The following is a 16135-nucleotide window of genomic DNA, read 5'->3' on the forward strand; positions in this document are numbered from 1 at the left end:
TGCAGTCTTTGGACCTATTCTCCCGGCGGGCGGGACGAGGTGAACCGTCTCAGTGATCGATGCTCCGCAATGCGCTATCGACGGCGGTGCCGAGCTTTTCGACGATGAGGTCGATATCGTCTGATGTGACGATATAGGGCGGCGCCAGCACGACGTGGTCACCTATGCGGCCGTCCTTCGTTCCGCCCATCGGGTAACACGCCAGGCCATTCGCGAAGGCCGCGGCCTTGATGCGCTGATGGAGTTTGAAGCCGGGATCAAAGGAGGTTCGCGTGGTGCGATCGGCCACCAGCTCGATGGCCTGGAACAGGCCGCGGCCACGGATATCGCCGACGTGACGGTGATTGCCGAAGCGTTCGGTCAGCCGCTGCTCAAGTTGCCTGCCGCGTTCCTTGACCTTCTCGAGCAGGTTTTCGTCGCGGATGATGTTCTGCACCTCGAGCGCGGCGGCGCAGGCGAGGGGATGCCCAAGATAGGTATGGCCGTGCTGGAACGCGCCCGAACCGTCGCGGATGGTATCGATGATCGTTCCGCGCGCGAGCATCGCGCCGATCGGCTGGTAGCCGCCGCCGAGCCCCTTGGCGACGGCCTGGATGTCGGGCGCGATGCCTTCCTGCTGCCACGCATGCGTTGTCCCGGTGCGGCCCATGCCGCACATGACCTCGTCGAGGATGAGGAGCGCGCCGTGGCGATCGCAGATCTCGCGAACGCTGCGGAAATAGCCTTCGGGCGCCGGCACGCATCCCGCGGTGGCGCCGACGACCGGCTCCGCAATGAACGCGGCAACGGTCGCCGGACCAAGGCGCTCGAATTCTGCTTCAAGCTCGGCCGAAAGGCGGGCAACGAAACCGGCTTCAGATTCGTCCTCGCTCTTCTCGTGGTAAGAGAATGCGGGCGTCACATGGCTGAACGCGGGTGACAGCAGCGGCGCGTAGGGCGCGCGACGCCAGGCATTGCCGCCGGCCGCCAGCGCGCCGAGGGTATTGCCGTGATAGCTCTGCCGCCGCGCGATGAAGCGCTGGCGCTCCGGCTCGCCGCGCTCGAGAAAATATTGCCGCGCGAGCTTGATGCTGGCTTCGATCGCCTCCGATCCGCCGCTGACGAAATACGCATAGGCAAGCCCGCCGAGCTCTTCCCCCACGAGTTGGTCGGCGAGCGCCTCGGCCGGCTCCGAGGTGAAGAACGAGGTGTGGGCATAGGCGATCTTCGAGGCCTGCCTGGATAACGCCTCAAGCACGCGCGGATGCTGATGGCCGAGGCAGGAAACGGCCGCGCCGCCGGAGGCATCGAGGATCCGGCGGCCGTCTTCGGCAATCAGCCAGACGCCTTCGCCGCCGATCGCCTTGGGCGGTGTTTCGCGCAGGCTACGGTGCAGCACGCGGCTTGGTCGAGCGGCCATGGTTCAACCTTTCTCTGCAACATATTGCGGCTCAGCAAATTCATTCTGCTGGCAGATAAGAGCGAATAGCGCGCAGAATTAGCCCAGTCTAACCCGCCGCGTTGTCACGGGACAACGGCAGATTGCCATCGGCTAATCCGCCCTGGTTTTGCTTTGCCAGGTCTCGCTACAGCCGGCGCCTCGAGCAAACCAGGCAGGATGACAAATCAGGCTGGGCGGGGATCGACAACAGGCCGCTTCAGCCATCAGCCCTTGCGATTCAAGAGTTACCGCACCTGTGAACAGGCTCACAGCGACGGCGGGGTTAGCGGATTAGGATCATTTCGGAATTCGTGGTGGCAATTCCTCATCCAAAGGAGATTCATCATGAAACGCTTGTTCGTGTCTGCAGCCATTACGTTGCTCATGCTGAGAGGCGCCGCTGTAGCGGCTGCGGAGCTTCCCACCTATGAACGGATGGGCTTCCCGATCTCCGCACACCAGATTTCCGTGATGGGATCGGCCAATATCGAGGAAGCTTCACCTGCTCCAACGCTGACATTGGGCGGCATGCCGGCTTCTCCCCATCACATCGCCGTCTTGTCTCCGCGCCCGAGAATAACCGACGAGGCGTTGACCATGGGCTTCGGCAAAGCTGCTGCTGCGATGCCACGCTAGATTGGAGAGCCGTTGCGGGCGGCTAGTCTTGCGCTGGAAGTCGGGAGAGGTGACCCGCGAAGACGATGGCGCGGCAGCGTCATCGCCGTCAACACTCATTGGCCGGACGTGGCCGATCGCAGGAAGGAAACTATCCGTGTTCTCTCCTCAGCGGATGCTAGTCCGCCATACGGCTTCATGTTGTGGCCTGGCACCACCTCATCGGGATTGGCGATGAAGCGGTCAAGATTCTCCTCGTTCCACACGAAGCCTGCTTCCTTCATCGCGGCGGAGTAGCCGTAACCGGATAACGAGCCGGCTTTCCTTCCGATGATCTTGTGCAGGTTAGGGCCCAGCCGATTGTCGCCCTCCTTGGTCGTATGGCAGGTCCGACAGGCATTGTTGTACAGCAGCTGTCCTGACTCGGCTGCGCCTTGCCGAGCCGGCTCCTGTCCGTAGGAGGGCGACAACAGCGTGCACGTCATCCCACCGGCCACTGAGAGCGCGCGCGCCCAATGCCGCCTCGGTGCACGGCGGTGTGGGCGAGGGAACTTCGGTCTGTCGAAGAGCATGATCGCTGTCGCCGGTTCAATCTAGCAACACGGGCGAAGCGATTATGTGCCAATCACAGAGACATTTTCGGCTGTCTTGACCCTGATCCGCTATATTCGGGGCGAGCCGGCTCAGGCCCTTTGGCCGCCCGGAATCTGGAGGTTGCGATGCGGCATTCCCAGGCAATGCCCGTGTGAGTTCCCCTCCAACAACCCCCGAGTTCTCAGCTTTCCCCGAACACCCGCTTGAAGATCGTGTCGACGTGCTTGAGATGATAGCCGAGGTCGAACTCTTCCTCGATGTCGGCCTCGGTGAGATACTTCCTCACGTCGGTGTCCTTTTTGAGCAGGGTCTGGAAGTCGCCTTCGCCACGCCAGACCGGCATGGCATTGCGCTGCACGAGCGTGTAGGCCTCCTCGCGGCTGGCGCCTTTCTGTGTCAGCGCCAGGAGGACCCGCTGCGAGTGGACGAGGCCGCCGAGCCGGTCGAGGTTCTTCTGCATGTTGGCGGGGTAGACCAGGAGCTTATCAATCAGGCCGGCCAGCCGGATCAGGGCGAAGTCAAGCGTGACAGTGGCGTCCGGCCCGATCATGCGCTCGGCCGAGGAGTGCGAGATGTCGCGCTCGTGCCACAGCACAACGTTCTCTAGCGCCGGCGTCACGTAGGCGCGCACCATGCGCGAGAGGCCGGTAAGATTTTCCGACAGCACCGGGTTGCGCTTGTGCGGCATTGCCGAGGAGCCTTTCTGGCCTTCCGAGAAGAACTCTTCGGCCTCGAGCACCTCGGTGCGCTGGAGATGGCGGATCTCGGTGGCGAGGCGCTCGATCGAGGAGGCGACGACGCCCAGCGTCGCGAAATACATCGCGTGGCGGTCGCGCGGGATGACCTGGGTGGAGATCGGCTCGGGCGTCAGACCCATCTGCCTGGCGACGTGCGCTTCGACACGCGGATCGATCTGCGCGAACGTGCCGACCGCGCCCGAGATCGCGCAGGTCGCGACCTCCTTGCGCGCGGCAACGAGCCGGTCGCGCGCACGGCTGAATTCCGCATAGGCATAGGCCAGCTTGAGCCCGAAGGTAACGGGCTCGGCATGGATGCCGTGCGATCGGCCGATGGTCGGCGTCATCTTGTGCTCGAAGGCGCGCTTCTTCAGGGCGGCAAGGACCTTGTCGACGTCGTCGACAAGGAGGTCGGCTGCGCGGGTGAGCTGCACGTTGAGGCAGGTATCCAGCACGTCGGAGGAGGTCATGCCCTGGTGCACGAAGCGCGCCTCGGGGCCGACGATCTCGGCGAGATGGGTCAGGAAGGCGATGACGTCATGCTTGGTCTCGCGCTCGATCTGGTCGATGCGCGCCACGTCGAAAATGGCGTCGCGGGCCCTGGCCCAGACCGCCTTGGCCGATTCCCTGGGGATGACCCCAAGCTCCGCCATCGCGTCCGCCGCGTGCGCCTCGATCTCGAACCAGATCTTGAAACGCGTTTGCGCCTCCCAGATCGAGGCCATTTCCGGGCGGGTATAACGGGGGATCATCGAGGGCTCCGGGCAGAGTGGGGCGGGTCGCGGCGCGACTTCCGGCCAATTGTTTTTTACGCCGCCCTTTAGCAGATCGTACCGGAAGAGGCCACCCGCGGCGGCCGGCCCAAGGTGGAAAACCGGCCGGCTTTGGCGCATGGTGTTTGATGTTCCTCAAGCCTGGCGAATGATGCGGCACTTAGGCTTGAAAGGGAGGAAAGCGTGCTGCTGGCAGTTTTTGCGGACATCCATGCCAACCGGCAGGCCTTCAGCGCGTGCCTTGAGGGCGCGCGCGCGCGCGGTGCCGAGCAGGCCCTTCTGTTGGGTGATTTCGTCGGCTATGGCGCCGACCCGGAGTGGGTGGTCGATACCGTGATGGGGCTGGTCGAGAGGGGAGCGGTGGCGGTGCGGGGCAACCACGATAACGCCGTCGGCAGCTCCCGCGAGGGGATGAACGCCGAGGCGCAGATGGCAATCGAGTGGACGAGGGGGCGGCTGGGAGCTGAGCAGCGGCGCTTCCTCGCCGAGCTGCCGCTATCCGTCGAGGACGACGACCGGCTGTACGTGCATTCGGAGGCGTCGAACCCGGCAAGATGGAACTATGTGAGATCGACGGCCGATGCCGCTCGCAGCCTGATTGCGACGTCCGCCCACGTGACCTTTTGCGGCCACATTCACCGGCCCGCGCTCTATTCCATGTCGGTGACGGCTAAGATGACGGGTTTCGTGCCGAAGACCGACGTGCCGGTGCAGCTCACCCGCGGCCGGCAGTGGCTTGCCGTGCTCGGCTCGGTGGGCCAGCCGCGCGATGGCAATCCGGCCGCGGCGTTCGCGATGTTCGATACCGAGTCTGGCGAGCTAACCTATTGCCGCGTGCCTTACGACATCGACACCGCCGCGAACCGGATCCGGGAGAACGGCCTGCCGCATTGGCTCGCCGAACGCCTGCGGCAGGGGCGCTGAAGGATGCCTAAATCGCTGATCAAATCCGGCGCGGTCATCGACGGCTTCACCGTCGGTGAGTGCGTGCACCGTGGCGGCATGGCGACGCTGTGGACCGTCACTCATCCCGACTTCGACATGCCGCTCCTGATGAAGGTGCCGCGCGTCTCCGAGGGCGAGGATCCGGCCGCGATCGTCAGCTTCGAGATGGAGCAGATGATCCTGCCGCGGCTTGCCGGACCGCACGTGCCGATGTGCTTCGGGACCGGCGGTTTTTCTCGCCAAGCCTATATCGTCCTGGAGCTCATCCCCGGCAACACGCTGTACGGCCGGCTGCCCGATCTGCCCCTGACTTACGACGAGGCTCGCCTCCTGGTGGCGAAGATCGCGTCCGCGCTCGCCGATCTGCACCGCCAGAACGTGATCCATCACGACATCAAGCCGAGCAGCATCATGTTTCGCCCGAGCGGCGAGGCCGTGCTGATCGATTACGGGCTGTCGCACCACAATCATCTGCCCGACCTTCTGCAGGAGGAATTCCGCCTGCCTTACGGAACAGCGCCCTATATGGCGCCGGAGCGCCTGCTCGGCGTGCGCGACGATCCGCGCAGCGACCTGTTTTCGCTCGGCGTGCTGCTCTACTTCTTCACCACGGGCGAGCGTCCGTTCGGCGAGGCCGAGACGTTGCGCGCGATGCGGCGGCGGCTGTGGCGCGATCCGCACCCGCCGCGCAAACTGCGCTCCGACTATCCGCCGTGGCTGCAGGAGGTGGTGCTGCGCTGCCTGGAGATCGAGCCGGTGTGGCGCTATCCGACCGCCTCGCAACTGGCCTTCGACCTGACCCATCCCGACCAGGTCAAGCTCACCACGCGATCGGAGCGGCTCAAGCGCGACCCGTTGAGCACGGTGTGGCGGCGCCGCTTCAATCAGGGTGCAATACAGCCGAAGCCGAAATCGGACGTCGCCGCGCAACTCGCATCGAGCCCGATCGTGGCGGTCGCACTCGATATGGCCGAAGGCGCGCCGGAATTGAACGAGGCGCTGCGCGTCACTACCCAGCGCATTCTCGCAACCCTGCCGGCGGCACGGCTGGCCTGCCTCAACGTGCTGAGACTGAGCCGCATCGCGCTCGACCGCACCCTGGACGAGCAGGGCAGCAACAAGCATGTCGACCGGCTGGTGGCGCTACAGCACTGGGCCGCGCCGCTGAAGCTGGACGAAAGCCGGTTGTCGGTGCACGTGCTGGAGGCGGTCGATCCGGCGACATCGATCCTGGAATTCGCCGCGGCCAATCACGTCGACCACATCATCATCGGCGCGCGGCAGAATTCGCTGGTGCGCACGCTGCTCGGCAGCGTCTCGGCCAAGGTCGCCTCGGAGGCGGGCTGCACCGTGACGGTGGTGCGCCCGCCGCAACTGGCGCACTCCAGCTATGAGCACGCCGGCGCAGAAGCGGGTGAAGTTGCAGGGTAACCGATCCTGCAAGAGCCGGTCAGTGCCGGCGCAGCGGCAGGGTTTCGGTGGTTCGGATGTGACAATCCGGTTCGGTGCCGTCGTCGCATACGCCTGCCTCGCGTCGGATCCGGTCGTAGCGCCGGAAGAAGAAATCCAGGTCCGGATGCCGCCGCCGCGGCATAAGGCATCTGCGTTTGGGCTGAGGCTTCATGTTGGTACGCATGGCTCAAGCCCTACGTCTTTGCAGGTGGACAACGCGGGCGGAACTTCGGTCATTTCTCGCCGGCAGGGCCACATAGATGCAGCGGGCGGCGATTGCGGCGTTCAGGCCCAGCCATAACGCGATGCCAGTCCAGATCAGGGTCATCGTCATGATGCGCACTCCCATGAGATCGGAGGCGCACCTTGTGCAACGATTCAACCAAATCCGGGAAGACCGGACGAGTACGGTCAGCACTTTAGCGGTGGGCATGGGAACTGCGGAACGTGCCGGAGTTCCACGAGACGATTAATGGTCGATGAGCTCTAGATGGCTTCGCCGCGGGCGCCGGCCGCTGCGTTGCGGATCGCGGCGATGTTGGTCTTGTAGGATTCCTGCGTGCCGCCTTTGAACACCGAGGTCCCGGCGACGAACGCATTGGCGCCGGCAGCGGCAAGCGCGGCGGCGTTGTCCGGTCCGACTCCGCCGTCAACTTCAATGTCGATAGCGCGTCCCGCAGCCATGGCGCGGATGTCGCGGATCTTCGCGAGCGCGGAGGGAATGAAGGCCTGGCCGCCGAACCCGGGATTGACTGACATCACCAGAACGAGATCGATCATGTCGACGACGTACTCGATGGCGCTGATCGGAGTGGCTGGGTTGAGCGAGACGCCGGCCTTCTTGCCCAGCGCCCGGATCGCCTGCAGCGAGCGGTGCAGATGCGGACCTGCTTCGGCATGCACCGTGATTTGATCGCAGCCGGCGTCGGCGAAAGCCTCGAGATAGGGATCGCAAGGCGAGATCATCAGATGCGCGTCGAAGATCTTCCTGGTATGCGGGCGCATCGCCTTGATGACGGCGGGGCCATAGGAGATGTTCGGAACGAAGTGCCCGTCCATCACGTCGAGATGGATCCAGTCGGCGCCGGCCGCGTCGACCGCGCGCACCTCTTCGCCGAGCTTGGAGAAGTCGGAGGCGAGGATCGACGGTGCGATAGCCAGAGGGCGGGGCGCGAATGGCTGGGTCATGGGGGCCTTCCGAAAGCCGTTTCTGGAAGCATTGCGAAAACCGCTTCGCCTAACATGCGCCTTGCGCCGGAGCAATGCAGCAGGGCCACAGCCCGGCTGGGAAGATTTTGCCGCAGCGGCATGAATTGCCGGTGTTCTCCGCCCGATACGAGGGCCGGAAAGGCCGTTTTCATTGGGCTTTTTGCCATGGCACGCCGCTTGCTCGCCCCTTGCGGAAGCTGCCGGCCGTGATGGCGCGGCATCCGGTGGAGTTCTGCCATGTTGTTTGCTCTCGGCGCGGTATCTTCCGCGATCGATGCGCTGCAGTCGCTGACTGAGTCGAAATCATCGTCAGGACAAAAGACCGGCTTCAACCACGGCCCCTCGAACCCGTTCGATATCGAAAGCGCAGCCGCCGGCGGATCGGCTTCTACCTCCGGAACGGCAGGCTACGGCATCTCGCCGCAGACCATGAGCGCGCTGCTCGCCGCGCAGGGCCAGTCTTCGAGCGGCGAACCGACATCACCGCCAAACAACCGGTGGGACTCGTTAAAGGATCTGTTCTCGCTGATCGACGGCAATGGCGACGGCCAGATCTCGAAATCAGAGTTCGAGAACGCGCTGGGGGCGGGTGGCACTAATCTCGCGAACGCCGACAACGTCTTCAGCAAGCTGGACGCCGATGGCGACGGTAGCGTCAGCCTGAACGAAATGGCGAAGGCCTTGATGGGTCGCGGCCATCATCACCACCATGCCGGCGGCGCGAACGGGGCGAACGGCCCGAGTTCGGGCGACGACGGCTCGAACTCCGATCCATTGCCGCAGGCGCTGAAGGGCGCCTCCTCCACTTCGGTGACCAACAGCGATGGCTCGACCACCACGACGATCACATATGGCGACGGCAGCAAGGTGTCGATGACGACGCCGGCGGCATCGAACGCCTCGAGCTCGGCGACTTCGTCGTACAATTGGATCGAAAAAATGATCCAGCGCGAGGCGCAGGCCCTTTCCGCTTCCGCCGCCTCATCGGTCTCTGTCACCGCCTGAGCTGTGCAGCGATCGTCCTAGCCGAACCGATCCTTCCAGGCCGGCAGCGTCTCCGGAAAGGGCAGGGCGGTCGCGGCAAAAACGCCGCGCGCAATCGCGCGTGCAACCGCATTGGCCGCAAGCATGCCGAGCTCGGTAAGGCCGACCAGCGGATCGATCGGCTTCTCGCAGGTCGCCGCCGCAAACAGCACGTCGCCGTCGAGCGGCGCATGCACGGGGTAGATCGCGCGGGCAAATCCGGTCTGCGCGATCATCGCCAACCGCTTAGCCTGCGGTTTGGTCAATTCGGCATCGGTGACCACCACGGCGAGCGTGGTGTTCTCGCCCGAGCTCGCGGCGGAGCCGCCCTTGATGCGCATCGCCAGCATGTCCGCCGTGAAGGCCGGGGGCAGCCCGCGACCGCCAAATTCGCCGCTGACTTCGAATGGCGCCGCCCAGAACCAGGGACCATCACCCACGGTGACGCTGCCAACCGCGTTGACGACGGCCAGCGCGGCAACCTTGACGCCGCCCGGCGTCACGGCGGAGGCCGAGCCGAGCCCGCCCTTGAAGTTGGCAGTCGTCGCCCCCAGTCCCGCGCCGACGCTTCCCAGCGCAAAATCGGTGCTCGCATTGACCGCGGCGGTAAAGCCGAGATCGCGATAGGGCGAGAAGCGGCCCCACGACTTGTCGCCGCCGTTGAGCAGATCGAACATGATGGCGCCGGGCACGATGGGTATCACCGCGTCGCGGATCGCAAATCCACGGCCCTGTTCGGCAAGCCAGGCCTGGACGCCGCCAGCGGTATCAAGCCCGAAGGCCGAGCCGCCAGACAGCGCGATCGCATCGATGCGCTCGACGGTATTGGCAAGGTCGAGAAGGGCATCCTCGCGCGTGCCCGGACCGCCGCCGCGCACGTCGATTGCCGCTACCGCCGGCTTGTCGAAGATCACCGCCGTGGCGCCGGACGCGATCCGGGCGTCGTCGGCGTGGCCGACGCGGACGCCGGCGATATCGGTCAGGAGGTTCTTCACGCAAGGGCCTTTCGAACTGAAGGGATCGCATCATCGATATATCGGCCGCGGCGACCGCTCAACTGGCAAGCGCAACGCGGATCATCCGGGCGAGTTCGGACTTGCGATAGGGCTTTGCCAGGAGGAGCACGCCGCTATCGAGCCGGCCGTAATGTACGATGGCGTTCTCCGTATAGCCCGAGGTAAAGAGGGTCTTCAGCGCCGGCCGCCGCTTGAGCGCTTCGTCCGCAAGCTGGCGGCCATTCATCGGCCCGGGCATGATGACGTCGGTGAACAAGAGGTCGACGTCGGCGCCGCCGTCGATGATGTTGAGGGCCTCGGTCGCGTCGGCCGCCTCCAGTGCGGTATAGCCGAGGCTCAAGATCTGGGCCATCACGTATTGGCGTACCAGCGCGTCGTCCTCGACCACCAGGATCGTCTCATCGCCACCCTCGACGGTCGGGAATTGCATCGCCCCGACCTCGCTCTCCTGCACGCCGGTCGATCGCGGCAGATAGAGTTTCAGGCTCGTGCCGTGGCCTTCCTCGCTGTAGATCTTGACGTGTCCGCCGGACTGCTTGACGAAGCCGAATACCATGCTTAGCCCGAGCCCGGTGCCCTTGCCGACCTCCTTGGTCGTGAAGAAGGGATCGAACACCTTCTCGAGATGCTCGGCGGGTATGCCGGTGCCGGTGTCGCTGACCGCGATCATCACGTAATTGCCTACGACGACATCGCTCTTCATGCCGGTATGGCCATCGTCGAGATGGACGTTGCGGGTTTCCAGCACGAGCTTGCCGCCGTCGGGCATGGCGTCGCGGGCGTTGAGGGCGAGGTTGAGGATCGCGGTGGTCAACTGGTTCGGATCGACCAGCGCCAACCAAACATCGTCGGCCAGCTGCACCGATATCGTGACATGCTCGCCGAGGGTGGGGCGCAGCAGTCTTGCGGTTTCCAGCACCAGCGTGTTGACGTCCACTTCGCGCGGCTGCAGCGGCTGTCTGCGGGCGAACGCGAGCAGATGCTTGGTGAGTTGGGCGCCCCGCTCGGCGGCATCGTCGATCAGTTTGGCAATCGAAACGAGCTCGGGCCGGTCGGCGACGGCGTCGGTCAGGATTCCGATCGTGCCGGTGATCACGGTGAGTATGTTGTTGAAGTCGTGCGCCACGCCGCCGGTGAGCTGTCCGACCGCGTCCATCTTCTGGGCGTGTCTGAGCTGGGCTTCCTCGGCGCGCTTTTCGGTGATGTCGCGCGTAATCTCGGCTGCGCCGATGATCTCGCCGCTCGCCGACCGCAACGGTGAAATGCTGAGCAGCACGTTGAGCTCGCGGCCGTCCTGGCGGACGCGCACTGTTTCGTGCTGCGCGATCATTTCGCCACGGCGGATCCGCGCGAGGATGTCGTCGAGCTCCATGCGGCGCTCTTCGGGCACCAAGATGTCTATCCGTCTTCCGACCGCTTCAGGTGCAGAGTATCGGAACAGGCGCTCGGCGGCGCGGTTCCAGGCGGTGATGGTGCCGTCGAGGGACTTGGTGATGATGGCGTCGTTGGAAGATTCCACAACCGCGCTGAACAGCCGTTCCCGCTCGGTGTGGAGATCCCTGGCTGAGGCGGCGCGCCAGCGCAGCACCTGGACGAGGTGGGTCGCCTCCGTATGCAGCGCGGCGTTTTCGATCAGGAGGATCGCCAGCACGACGTTTGCGGCACAAAGTCCATAGATCCGCCCGGCGTAGAAGCCGAGATCGAAGCGGGCCACGTTGACAATCGCCGAAAGCGCGACGTCGAACAGCCAGGCGCACATTACCACCATCAGCCAGACGTCGATCACCGACTGCGGCCGGCGTTGCAGCAACGCAATCAGCGCGGAGAGACTGAGGAACCAAACGAGAGATGCGACGCCGGTCATCGTTGGCGTGTAACGGTCTCCGCTCAGCAGGATGGGGAGCAGGTCGTGCCTGGCGGTCACTATCCAGGCGACGACAACCATCGCCGTGGCGATAGCCAGGACGCTGCCGAGGATCGCGTTGGTGGTCTGACCGCCGATATTCGGGCCGCCATCCTCGGATTTGGTCAAGGCGTAGGCCAGCACGAACAGCGGGAAAGCGCCGTGCCAAAACACGTACAGCCATTCGCTGGTCTGCGATCCGGCGCCAAACAGGCCGACCGGCGCAAACAGGCCCGGGAAGGTCAGCGCGTGAAGGGTCGCCGCAGCCGCGGTGAACAGATATCCGCTCGCAAGCCAAAGCAGCGATCGCGAGCGGAGGATGACAAATTGTGAGAACAACAGCATCGCGGTAATCAGATCGCTGACCGCCAGCGCCGAGTGATAGCTGGCGACGAATGCGGGAACCTGCGGTAGCGGCAAATCCGCAAAAGGAACTGCCAGCATGAACAGCAGCGAGGATACCCCGACAATCGCGAGCGCAACGGTGCGGTCGCGCCGCGTCGCCGGCAAGGTCGAAAGGAACATGCTGCGGCCGCTACCCGTCAGCACTTTCACCTCTTGCAAACTGTGTCGACCGCGCCGTCTCGTTCGGCCTCCCGCCAACCCGGGCACAAGCGTGTTTGTCGGCCAGGTGAACAACTGGCGCGTCCAAGGCAGGTTCCGGTTGCGGGTTCGAGTGAGGCCGAGGTTGAATCTCACCCAGTTGACCAGCTGCGGTGACAGGATAAGGGGCCTTTACTCGATGGCGAAATAATGGACCGCTTGGCAAGCTGGGACTGATTGCCGCATTGCGGGCTGCTTTCATGACGAAATCGGGATTTGCCTGATGCCTCGCATACTCGTCATCGACGACCAGAAGGAAGTGCGCGCCATGATCTCCATGGTGCTACGTGTCAATGATTACGAGGTGGTGGAGGCTGAAACCGGTGCGGCGGGATTGAGGTCGTTCGAGGAGTCCAGCTTCGACGCCGCGATTATCGATATCTTCTTGGCCGACAGCAGCGGCGTCGACGTGATCGCGTCAATTCGCGAGCGTGCCGCCGGTTTCCCGATCGTGGCGGTGTCGGGGATTGCCGCGCTCGACTTCGTGAAACATGGGCCCGGTCTTGCCAACGTGATCTGTTTGCAGAAGCCGTTCCGGCCGAACGACCTGTTGCGCGCGCTCAAGGCAGCGCAGGGCGCCAGCGGATAGTCGGCTGCGGACTTCCTGCAAGGCTATGCGGTTCCAGCCGCCGATGCGAAAACGCCCCGGCCAAGCCGGGGCGTTGCTGTCTAAAGGTCGAGACGAACTGCCTATGACCCCTTCGCGTTGATCTCGGTGTAGTTGCCCTTGGCATCCCACTTGTAGACGACATAGTCGATCTGCTTGAGGTCGCCCTTGGTGTCGTACTCGATCGGGCCGATCACCGTGTCCCACTTGCCGGACTTGATCGTATCCATGACCTTCTTGGCGTCGGTCGTACCGGCCTTCTTCGCTGCCTGCGACCACACCTGCATCGCGGCATAGGTGTAGAGGGTATACCCTTCCGGATCGATGTTCTTCGCCTTGAAGCGCTCGACGATCGCCTTCGCGGTCGGCTTGTTGCGCGGGTCGGGGCCGAAGGTGAACAGCGTACCTTCTCCGGCTGGGCCGGTGATGGAAGCGTATTCCTTGTCGGCGAGCGCGTCGCCTGCCATCAGCACGGTCTTCAGGCCCTGGTCGCGCATCTGGCGCAGGATCAGGCCGGATTCCTGATGGTAGCCGCCGACATAGACAAGGTCGATGTTCTCGCGCTTCAGGCGCGAGACGATGGCGTTAAAGTCCTTGTCGCCCTTGTTGTAGGACTCATAGAGCTTCTCGGTGATGCCGGCCTTGTTGAGCGCCTTCTTGGTCTCGTCCGCGAGACCCTTTCCATAGGTGGTCTTGTCGTTGAGGATCGCGATGTTCTTGCCCTTGAAGTTCTTCGCGATGTATTGGGCCGCGATCAGGCCCTGCTGGTCGTCGCGGCCGCAGACGCGCGCCACGTTCCACAGCTTGCGCTCGGTAAACAGGGGATTAGTGGAGGCGGGGGTTATCTGGAGGACGTTGCCATCGGCATAGGCTTCCGATGCCGGGATGGACGACGACGAGCAGTAGTGTCCGGCGACGAACGGAATCCGCGCGCCGGCGATCTTTTCGGCAACCGAGCGCGCCTGCTTGGGATCGCAGGCATCGTCTTCGACGTTGAGCGCGAGCTTCTTGCCGAGCACGCCGCCTGCGCCATTGATGTCGGCCACTGCCATTTCGGCGCCGTTCTTCATCTGGCGGCCGAAGGCGGACTCGCCGCCGGTCATCGGGCCTGCGACTGCGACGGTGACATCCTGCGCGAATGCCGCCGTTGACAGCGCGATTGATGCGCCGAATGCCAGACCGATGAGCTTGAGTGAATTCATGAGATACCTCGCGGTGGTCGCCTGTGGGAATTGCCGGGGCAGGCCCGGTCTAAACCGGCGCCATTGTGAATGAATTTGCCGAGAAGTCATCGGCAAATTTCGGGCAGAGCGCCTCTGACGGGGGCGCCGGTTGCCGCATGCTCGCGGCCTAGGCCCGCCGGCCGCCTTCCAGGTAGGCAGCGCGGATCTCTGGGCGCTGCAGCAACTCCCTGCCGGTTCCTGACAAGGTGATCAGGCCGTTGACCAGGACGTAGCCGCGGTGGGCCAGCTTGAGGGCGTGATTGGCATTCTGTTCGACGATGAGAACCGTAAGCCCGTCCTGCCGGTTCAAGGTGCGGATGGCCTCGAAAATCTGCCGCGCGATCAGCGGCGCCAGGCCCAATGAAGGCTCGTCAAGCAGGAGCAGGCGAGGGCGGCTCATCAAGGCGCGGCCGATAGCCAGCATCTGCTGCTCGCCCCCGGAAAGGGTTCCTCCGCGCTGCGCCATGCGCTCCTTGAGCCGGGGAAACAGCGCAAATACGCGTTCCAGGGCGTTGGCGCGCTCGGCCTCGCTGCAGTCCGTGGCATCGGCGCCCATCTGCAGATTTTCGGCAACGCTCATCCGCGGGAAAATGCGGCGACCCTCCGGCGATTGCGCGATGCGCAGCCGCGCGATTTCGTGGGTGGGTACCCCGGTAATGTCTTGCCCGTCGAACAGGACCTGTCCCGAGCGCGCGCGCGGCCTGCCGAAAATCGTCATCATCAGCGTCGACTTGCCGGCGCCGTTCGCGCCGATCAGCGCAACGATCTCGCCTGGGCTGATATCGAGATCGACTCCTTTCAGCGCCTCGATTTTGCCGTAGGCGGCACGCAGCCCGCGGATTGAGAGGAGGGGTTGGTTCACGCCCCGCTCTCCATCACCGCGATCGCTTCCTGCTCGTCGGCGCCGAGATAGGCGGCGATCACCTTGGGATCGTCGCGCACCTGTTGCGGCGTCCCTTCGGCGATCTTGACCCCGTGATCCATCACCACGATGTGATCGGAGATCTCCATCACCACCGACATGTCATGCTCGATCAGAAGGAGCGAGGTGCCCTGTTCGGCGCGGATCGAGAGCAATAGTTCGCTCAAGGAGGCGCTCTCGCGCGCGTTCAGGCCGGCCGCCGGCTCGTCCAGGCACAGCAGGACCGGCTCAGTGCACATCGCGCGAGCGATCTCGAGCCGTCGCTGATCGCCGTAAGGCAGGTTGCCCGCCGCGTCATCGGCGCGCTCGAGCAGGCCGATCCGTTCGAGCCAGCGCGTGGACTGTTCGATGGCGCGCTCCTCGGCGTTGCGCCAGGACGGTACGCCGAGCAGGCCGAGAAGCGTAAGGCCCGAGGCGCGCATCAGTGTGTTGTGCTGCGCCACCATCAGGTTCTCGAGCGCCGTCATCCCGGGAAAGAGGCGGATGTTCTGGAAGGTGCGCGCGACCTTGGCCTGCTTGGAAATGCGATAGTCGTTCAGCCGCTCCAGCGCGATCTCCCTGCCGCCCTCATGGCTAAGGCGGAGGGTGCCGCCGGTCGGCTTGTAGAATCCGGTGACGCAGTTGAACACCGTGGTCTTGCCGGCCCCGTTGGGTCCGATCAGCGCCGTGATCTTGCGCCTTTCGGCCGCGAAGGACAGGTCCTGCACGGCGACGATGCCGCCGAAGCGCATCGCCAAGCGATCGACGGTTAGAATGTGATCCCCGCTCATCCGTGGCCCTCCTTGACGAGGTCGGACGAGATCGCCTGCGATTGATGCAAATAGACGGTCGGCGCGCGATGGCCGATCAGGCCGCGCGGCCGCCAGATCATCAGCAGCACCATCGCCATGCCGAAAACCAGCATGCGGAATTGTTCGAGCCCGCGGAACAGCTCGAAGCCGCCGATCATGGCGAGCGCGGCGAGAGCCACGCCGAGCTGCGAGCCCATGCCGCCGAGAACGACGATGGCGAGCACCAGCGCGGACTCCTGGAAGGTGAAGGATTCCGGGCTGATGAAGCCCTGCCGGGTCGCGAAGAACGCGCCGGCAAAGCC

Annotated in this window: 16 protein-coding genes and 1 pseudogene; 5 read left to right on the plus strand and 12 right to left on the minus strand. The window is 64.3% G+C overall.

Translation table 11 applies throughout. The features are described from left to right. Window positions 1–49: 49 nt before the first annotated feature. Window positions 50–1399, minus strand: coding sequence for an aspartate aminotransferase family protein (locus tag HY852_RS26485; protein WP_291607890.1), 1350 nt, complete (start codon window positions 1397–1399; stop codon window positions 50–52). A 366-nt stretch (window positions 1400–1765) separates the two neighbouring features. Here HY852_RS26485 and HY852_RS26490 point away from each other — a divergent pair, with 366 nt between their 5' ends. Then, the gene (locus tag HY852_RS26490; protein ID WP_291607891.1) at window positions 1766–2056 is read left to right on the plus strand and encodes a hypothetical protein; all 291 of its coding nucleotides are present in this window, start codon (window positions 1766–1768) and stop codon (window positions 2054–2056) included. 95 nt (window positions 2057–2151) lie between these two features. On the opposite strand, the gene HY852_RS26495 is transcribed toward HY852_RS26490, so the two are convergent. Beyond that, entirely contained in the window at window positions 2152–2520 is a 369-nt protein-coding gene (locus HY852_RS26495; RefSeq protein WP_291607892.1) for a c-type cytochrome, read from the minus strand. Between the two features lie 290 nt (window positions 2521–2810). Further along, entirely contained in the window at window positions 2811–4118 is a 1308-nt protein-coding gene (purB, locus tag HY852_RS26500) for an adenylosuccinate lyase (RefSeq protein ID WP_291607894.1), read from the minus strand. Between the two features lie 204 nt (window positions 4119–4322). On the opposite strand from purB, the gene HY852_RS26505 reads away from it, so the two are divergent. Continuing rightward, window positions 4323–5063, plus strand: a complete 741-nt coding sequence (locus HY852_RS26505; protein WP_291607895.1) for a metallophosphoesterase family protein — start codon at window positions 4323–4325, stop codon at window positions 5061–5063. A 3-nt stretch (window positions 5064–5066) separates the two neighbouring features. After that, entirely contained in the window at window positions 5067–6515 is a 1449-nt protein-coding gene (locus HY852_RS26510; protein WP_291607896.1) for a bifunctional serine/threonine-protein kinase/universal stress protein, read from the plus strand. A 19-nt stretch (window positions 6516–6534) separates the two neighbouring features. Here HY852_RS26510 and HY852_RS26515 read toward each other — a convergent pair whose 3' ends face one another. The 3 genes from HY852_RS26515 to rpe form a co-directional block, all read right to left on the minus strand. Further along, a complete protein-coding gene (locus tag HY852_RS26515) occupies window positions 6535–6720 on the minus strand; it encodes a hypothetical protein (protein WP_291607897.1) in 186 nt (61 codons plus the stop codon). A gap of 3 nt (window positions 6721–6723) precedes the next feature. After that, complete coding sequence (locus HY852_RS26520) at window positions 6724–6870, minus strand: hypothetical protein (RefSeq protein ID WP_291607898.1); 147 nt, start codon at window positions 6868–6870, stop codon at window positions 6724–6726. Window positions 6871–7022: 152 nt separating this feature from the next. Beyond that, complete coding sequence (rpe, locus tag HY852_RS26525) at window positions 7023–7724, minus strand: ribulose-phosphate 3-epimerase (protein ID WP_291607899.1); 702 nt, start codon at window positions 7722–7724, stop codon at window positions 7023–7025. A 258-nt stretch (window positions 7725–7982) separates the two neighbouring features. Here rpe and HY852_RS26530 point away from each other — a divergent pair, with 258 nt between their 5' ends. Next, entirely contained in the window at window positions 7983–8750 is a 768-nt protein-coding gene (locus tag HY852_RS26530) for an EF-hand domain-containing protein (protein WP_291607902.1), read from the plus strand. Between the two features lie 17 nt (window positions 8751–8767). On the opposite strand, the gene HY852_RS26535 is transcribed toward HY852_RS26530, so the two are convergent. After that, complete coding sequence (locus HY852_RS26535) at window positions 8768–9763, minus strand: P1 family peptidase (protein ID WP_291607903.1); 996 nt, start codon at window positions 9761–9763, stop codon at window positions 8768–8770. 58 nt (window positions 9764–9821) lie between these two features. After that, window positions 9822–12212 (minus strand): MASE4 domain-containing protein, encoded by a 2391-nt coding sequence (locus HY852_RS26540; protein WP_291607910.1) that lies wholly within the window; start codon window positions 12210–12212, stop codon window positions 9822–9824. A 301-nt stretch (window positions 12213–12513) separates the two neighbouring features. On the opposite strand from HY852_RS26540, the gene HY852_RS26545 reads away from it, so the two are divergent. Continuing rightward, entirely contained in the window at window positions 12514–12879 is a 366-nt protein-coding gene (locus HY852_RS26545; protein WP_291607904.1) for a response regulator, read from the plus strand. Window positions 12880–12980: 101 nt separating this feature from the next. Here the strand turns inward: HY852_RS26545 and HY852_RS26550 are convergent, their stop codons facing one another. The 4 genes and pseudogenes from HY852_RS26550 to HY852_RS26565 all read right to left on the minus strand — a co-directional run. After that, window positions 12981–14099: a branched-chain amino acid ABC transporter substrate-binding protein gene (locus HY852_RS26550; protein ID WP_291607906.1), complete on the minus strand. Its 1119-nt coding sequence runs from the start codon at window positions 14097–14099 to the stop codon at window positions 12981–12983. Window positions 14100–14247: 148 nt separating this feature from the next. Further along, window positions 14248–14982: an ABC transporter ATP-binding protein gene (locus HY852_RS26555; RefSeq protein ID WP_291607907.1), complete on the minus strand. Its 735-nt coding sequence runs from the start codon at window positions 14980–14982 to the stop codon at window positions 14248–14250. Continuing rightward, window positions 14979–15812 carry an ABC transporter ATP-binding protein gene (locus tag HY852_RS26560; RefSeq protein ID WP_291607908.1) on the minus strand — a complete coding sequence of 278 codons (834 nt, stop codon included), beginning with the start codon at window positions 15810–15812 and terminating at the stop codon, window positions 14979–14981. Before HY852_RS26560 ends, HY852_RS26555 begins: the two co-directional genes overlap by 4 nt. Beyond that, window positions 15809–16135, minus strand: a pseudogene (locus HY852_RS26565) (branched-chain amino acid ABC transporter permease); the annotation flags it as partial. The pseudogene HY852_RS26565 and the gene HY852_RS26560, both read right to left, overlap by 4 nt.

The sequence above is a fragment of the Bradyrhizobium sp. genome (assembly GCF_016213215.1).
Taxonomy (GTDB): Bacteria; Pseudomonadota; Alphaproteobacteria; order Rhizobiales; family Xanthobacteraceae; genus Bradyrhizobium.

What these genes read in the sequence shown, in the direction of transcription:
- HY852_RS26550 (WP_291607906.1), bottom strand. Translation starts at nt 14,099, where the DNA reads ATGAATTCACTCAAGCTCATCGGTCTGGCATTCGGCGCATCAATCGCG.
- HY852_RS26495 (WP_291607892.1), bottom strand. Translation starts at nt 2,520, where the DNA reads ATGACGTGCACGCTGTTGTCGCCCTCCTACGGACAGGAGCCGGCTCGG.
- HY852_RS26515 (WP_291607897.1), bottom strand. Translation starts at nt 6,720, where the DNA reads ATGCGTACCAACATGAAGCCTCAGCCCAAACGCAGATGCCTTATGCCG.
- HY852_RS26510 (WP_291607896.1), top strand. Translation starts at nt 5,067, where the DNA reads ATGCCTAAATCGCTGATCAAATCCGGCGCGGTCATCGACGGCTTCACC.
- HY852_RS26490 (WP_291607891.1), top strand. Translation starts at nt 1,766, where the DNA reads ATGAAACGCTTGTTCGTGTCTGCAGCCATTACGTTGCTCATGCTGAGA.
- HY852_RS26545 (WP_291607904.1), top strand. Translation starts at nt 12,514, where the DNA reads ATGCCTCGCATACTCGTCATCGACGACCAGAAGGAAGTGCGCGCCATG.
- purB (WP_291607894.1), bottom strand. Translation starts at nt 4,118, where the DNA reads ATGATCCCCCGTTATACCCGCCCGGAAATGGCCTCGATCTGGGAGGCG.
- HY852_RS26520 (WP_291607898.1), bottom strand. Translation starts at nt 6,870, where the DNA reads ATGACGATGACCCTGATCTGGACTGGCATCGCGTTATGGCTGGGCCTG.
- HY852_RS26540 (WP_291607910.1), bottom strand. Translation starts at nt 12,212, where the DNA reads ATGTTCCTTTCGACCTTGCCGGCGACGCGGCGCGACCGCACCGTTGCG.
- HY852_RS26485 (WP_291607890.1), bottom strand. Translation starts at nt 1,399, where the DNA reads ATGGCCGCTCGACCAAGCCGCGTGCTGCACCGTAGCCTGCGCGAAACA.
- HY852_RS26560 (WP_291607908.1), bottom strand. Translation starts at nt 15,812, where the DNA reads ATGAGCGGGGATCACATTCTAACCGTCGATCGCTTGGCGATGCGCTTC.
- HY852_RS26530 (WP_291607902.1), top strand. Translation starts at nt 7,983, where the DNA reads ATGTTGTTTGCTCTCGGCGCGGTATCTTCCGCGATCGATGCGCTGCAG.
- rpe (WP_291607899.1), bottom strand. Translation starts at nt 7,724, where the DNA reads ATGACCCAGCCATTCGCGCCCCGCCCTCTGGCTATCGCACCGTCGATC.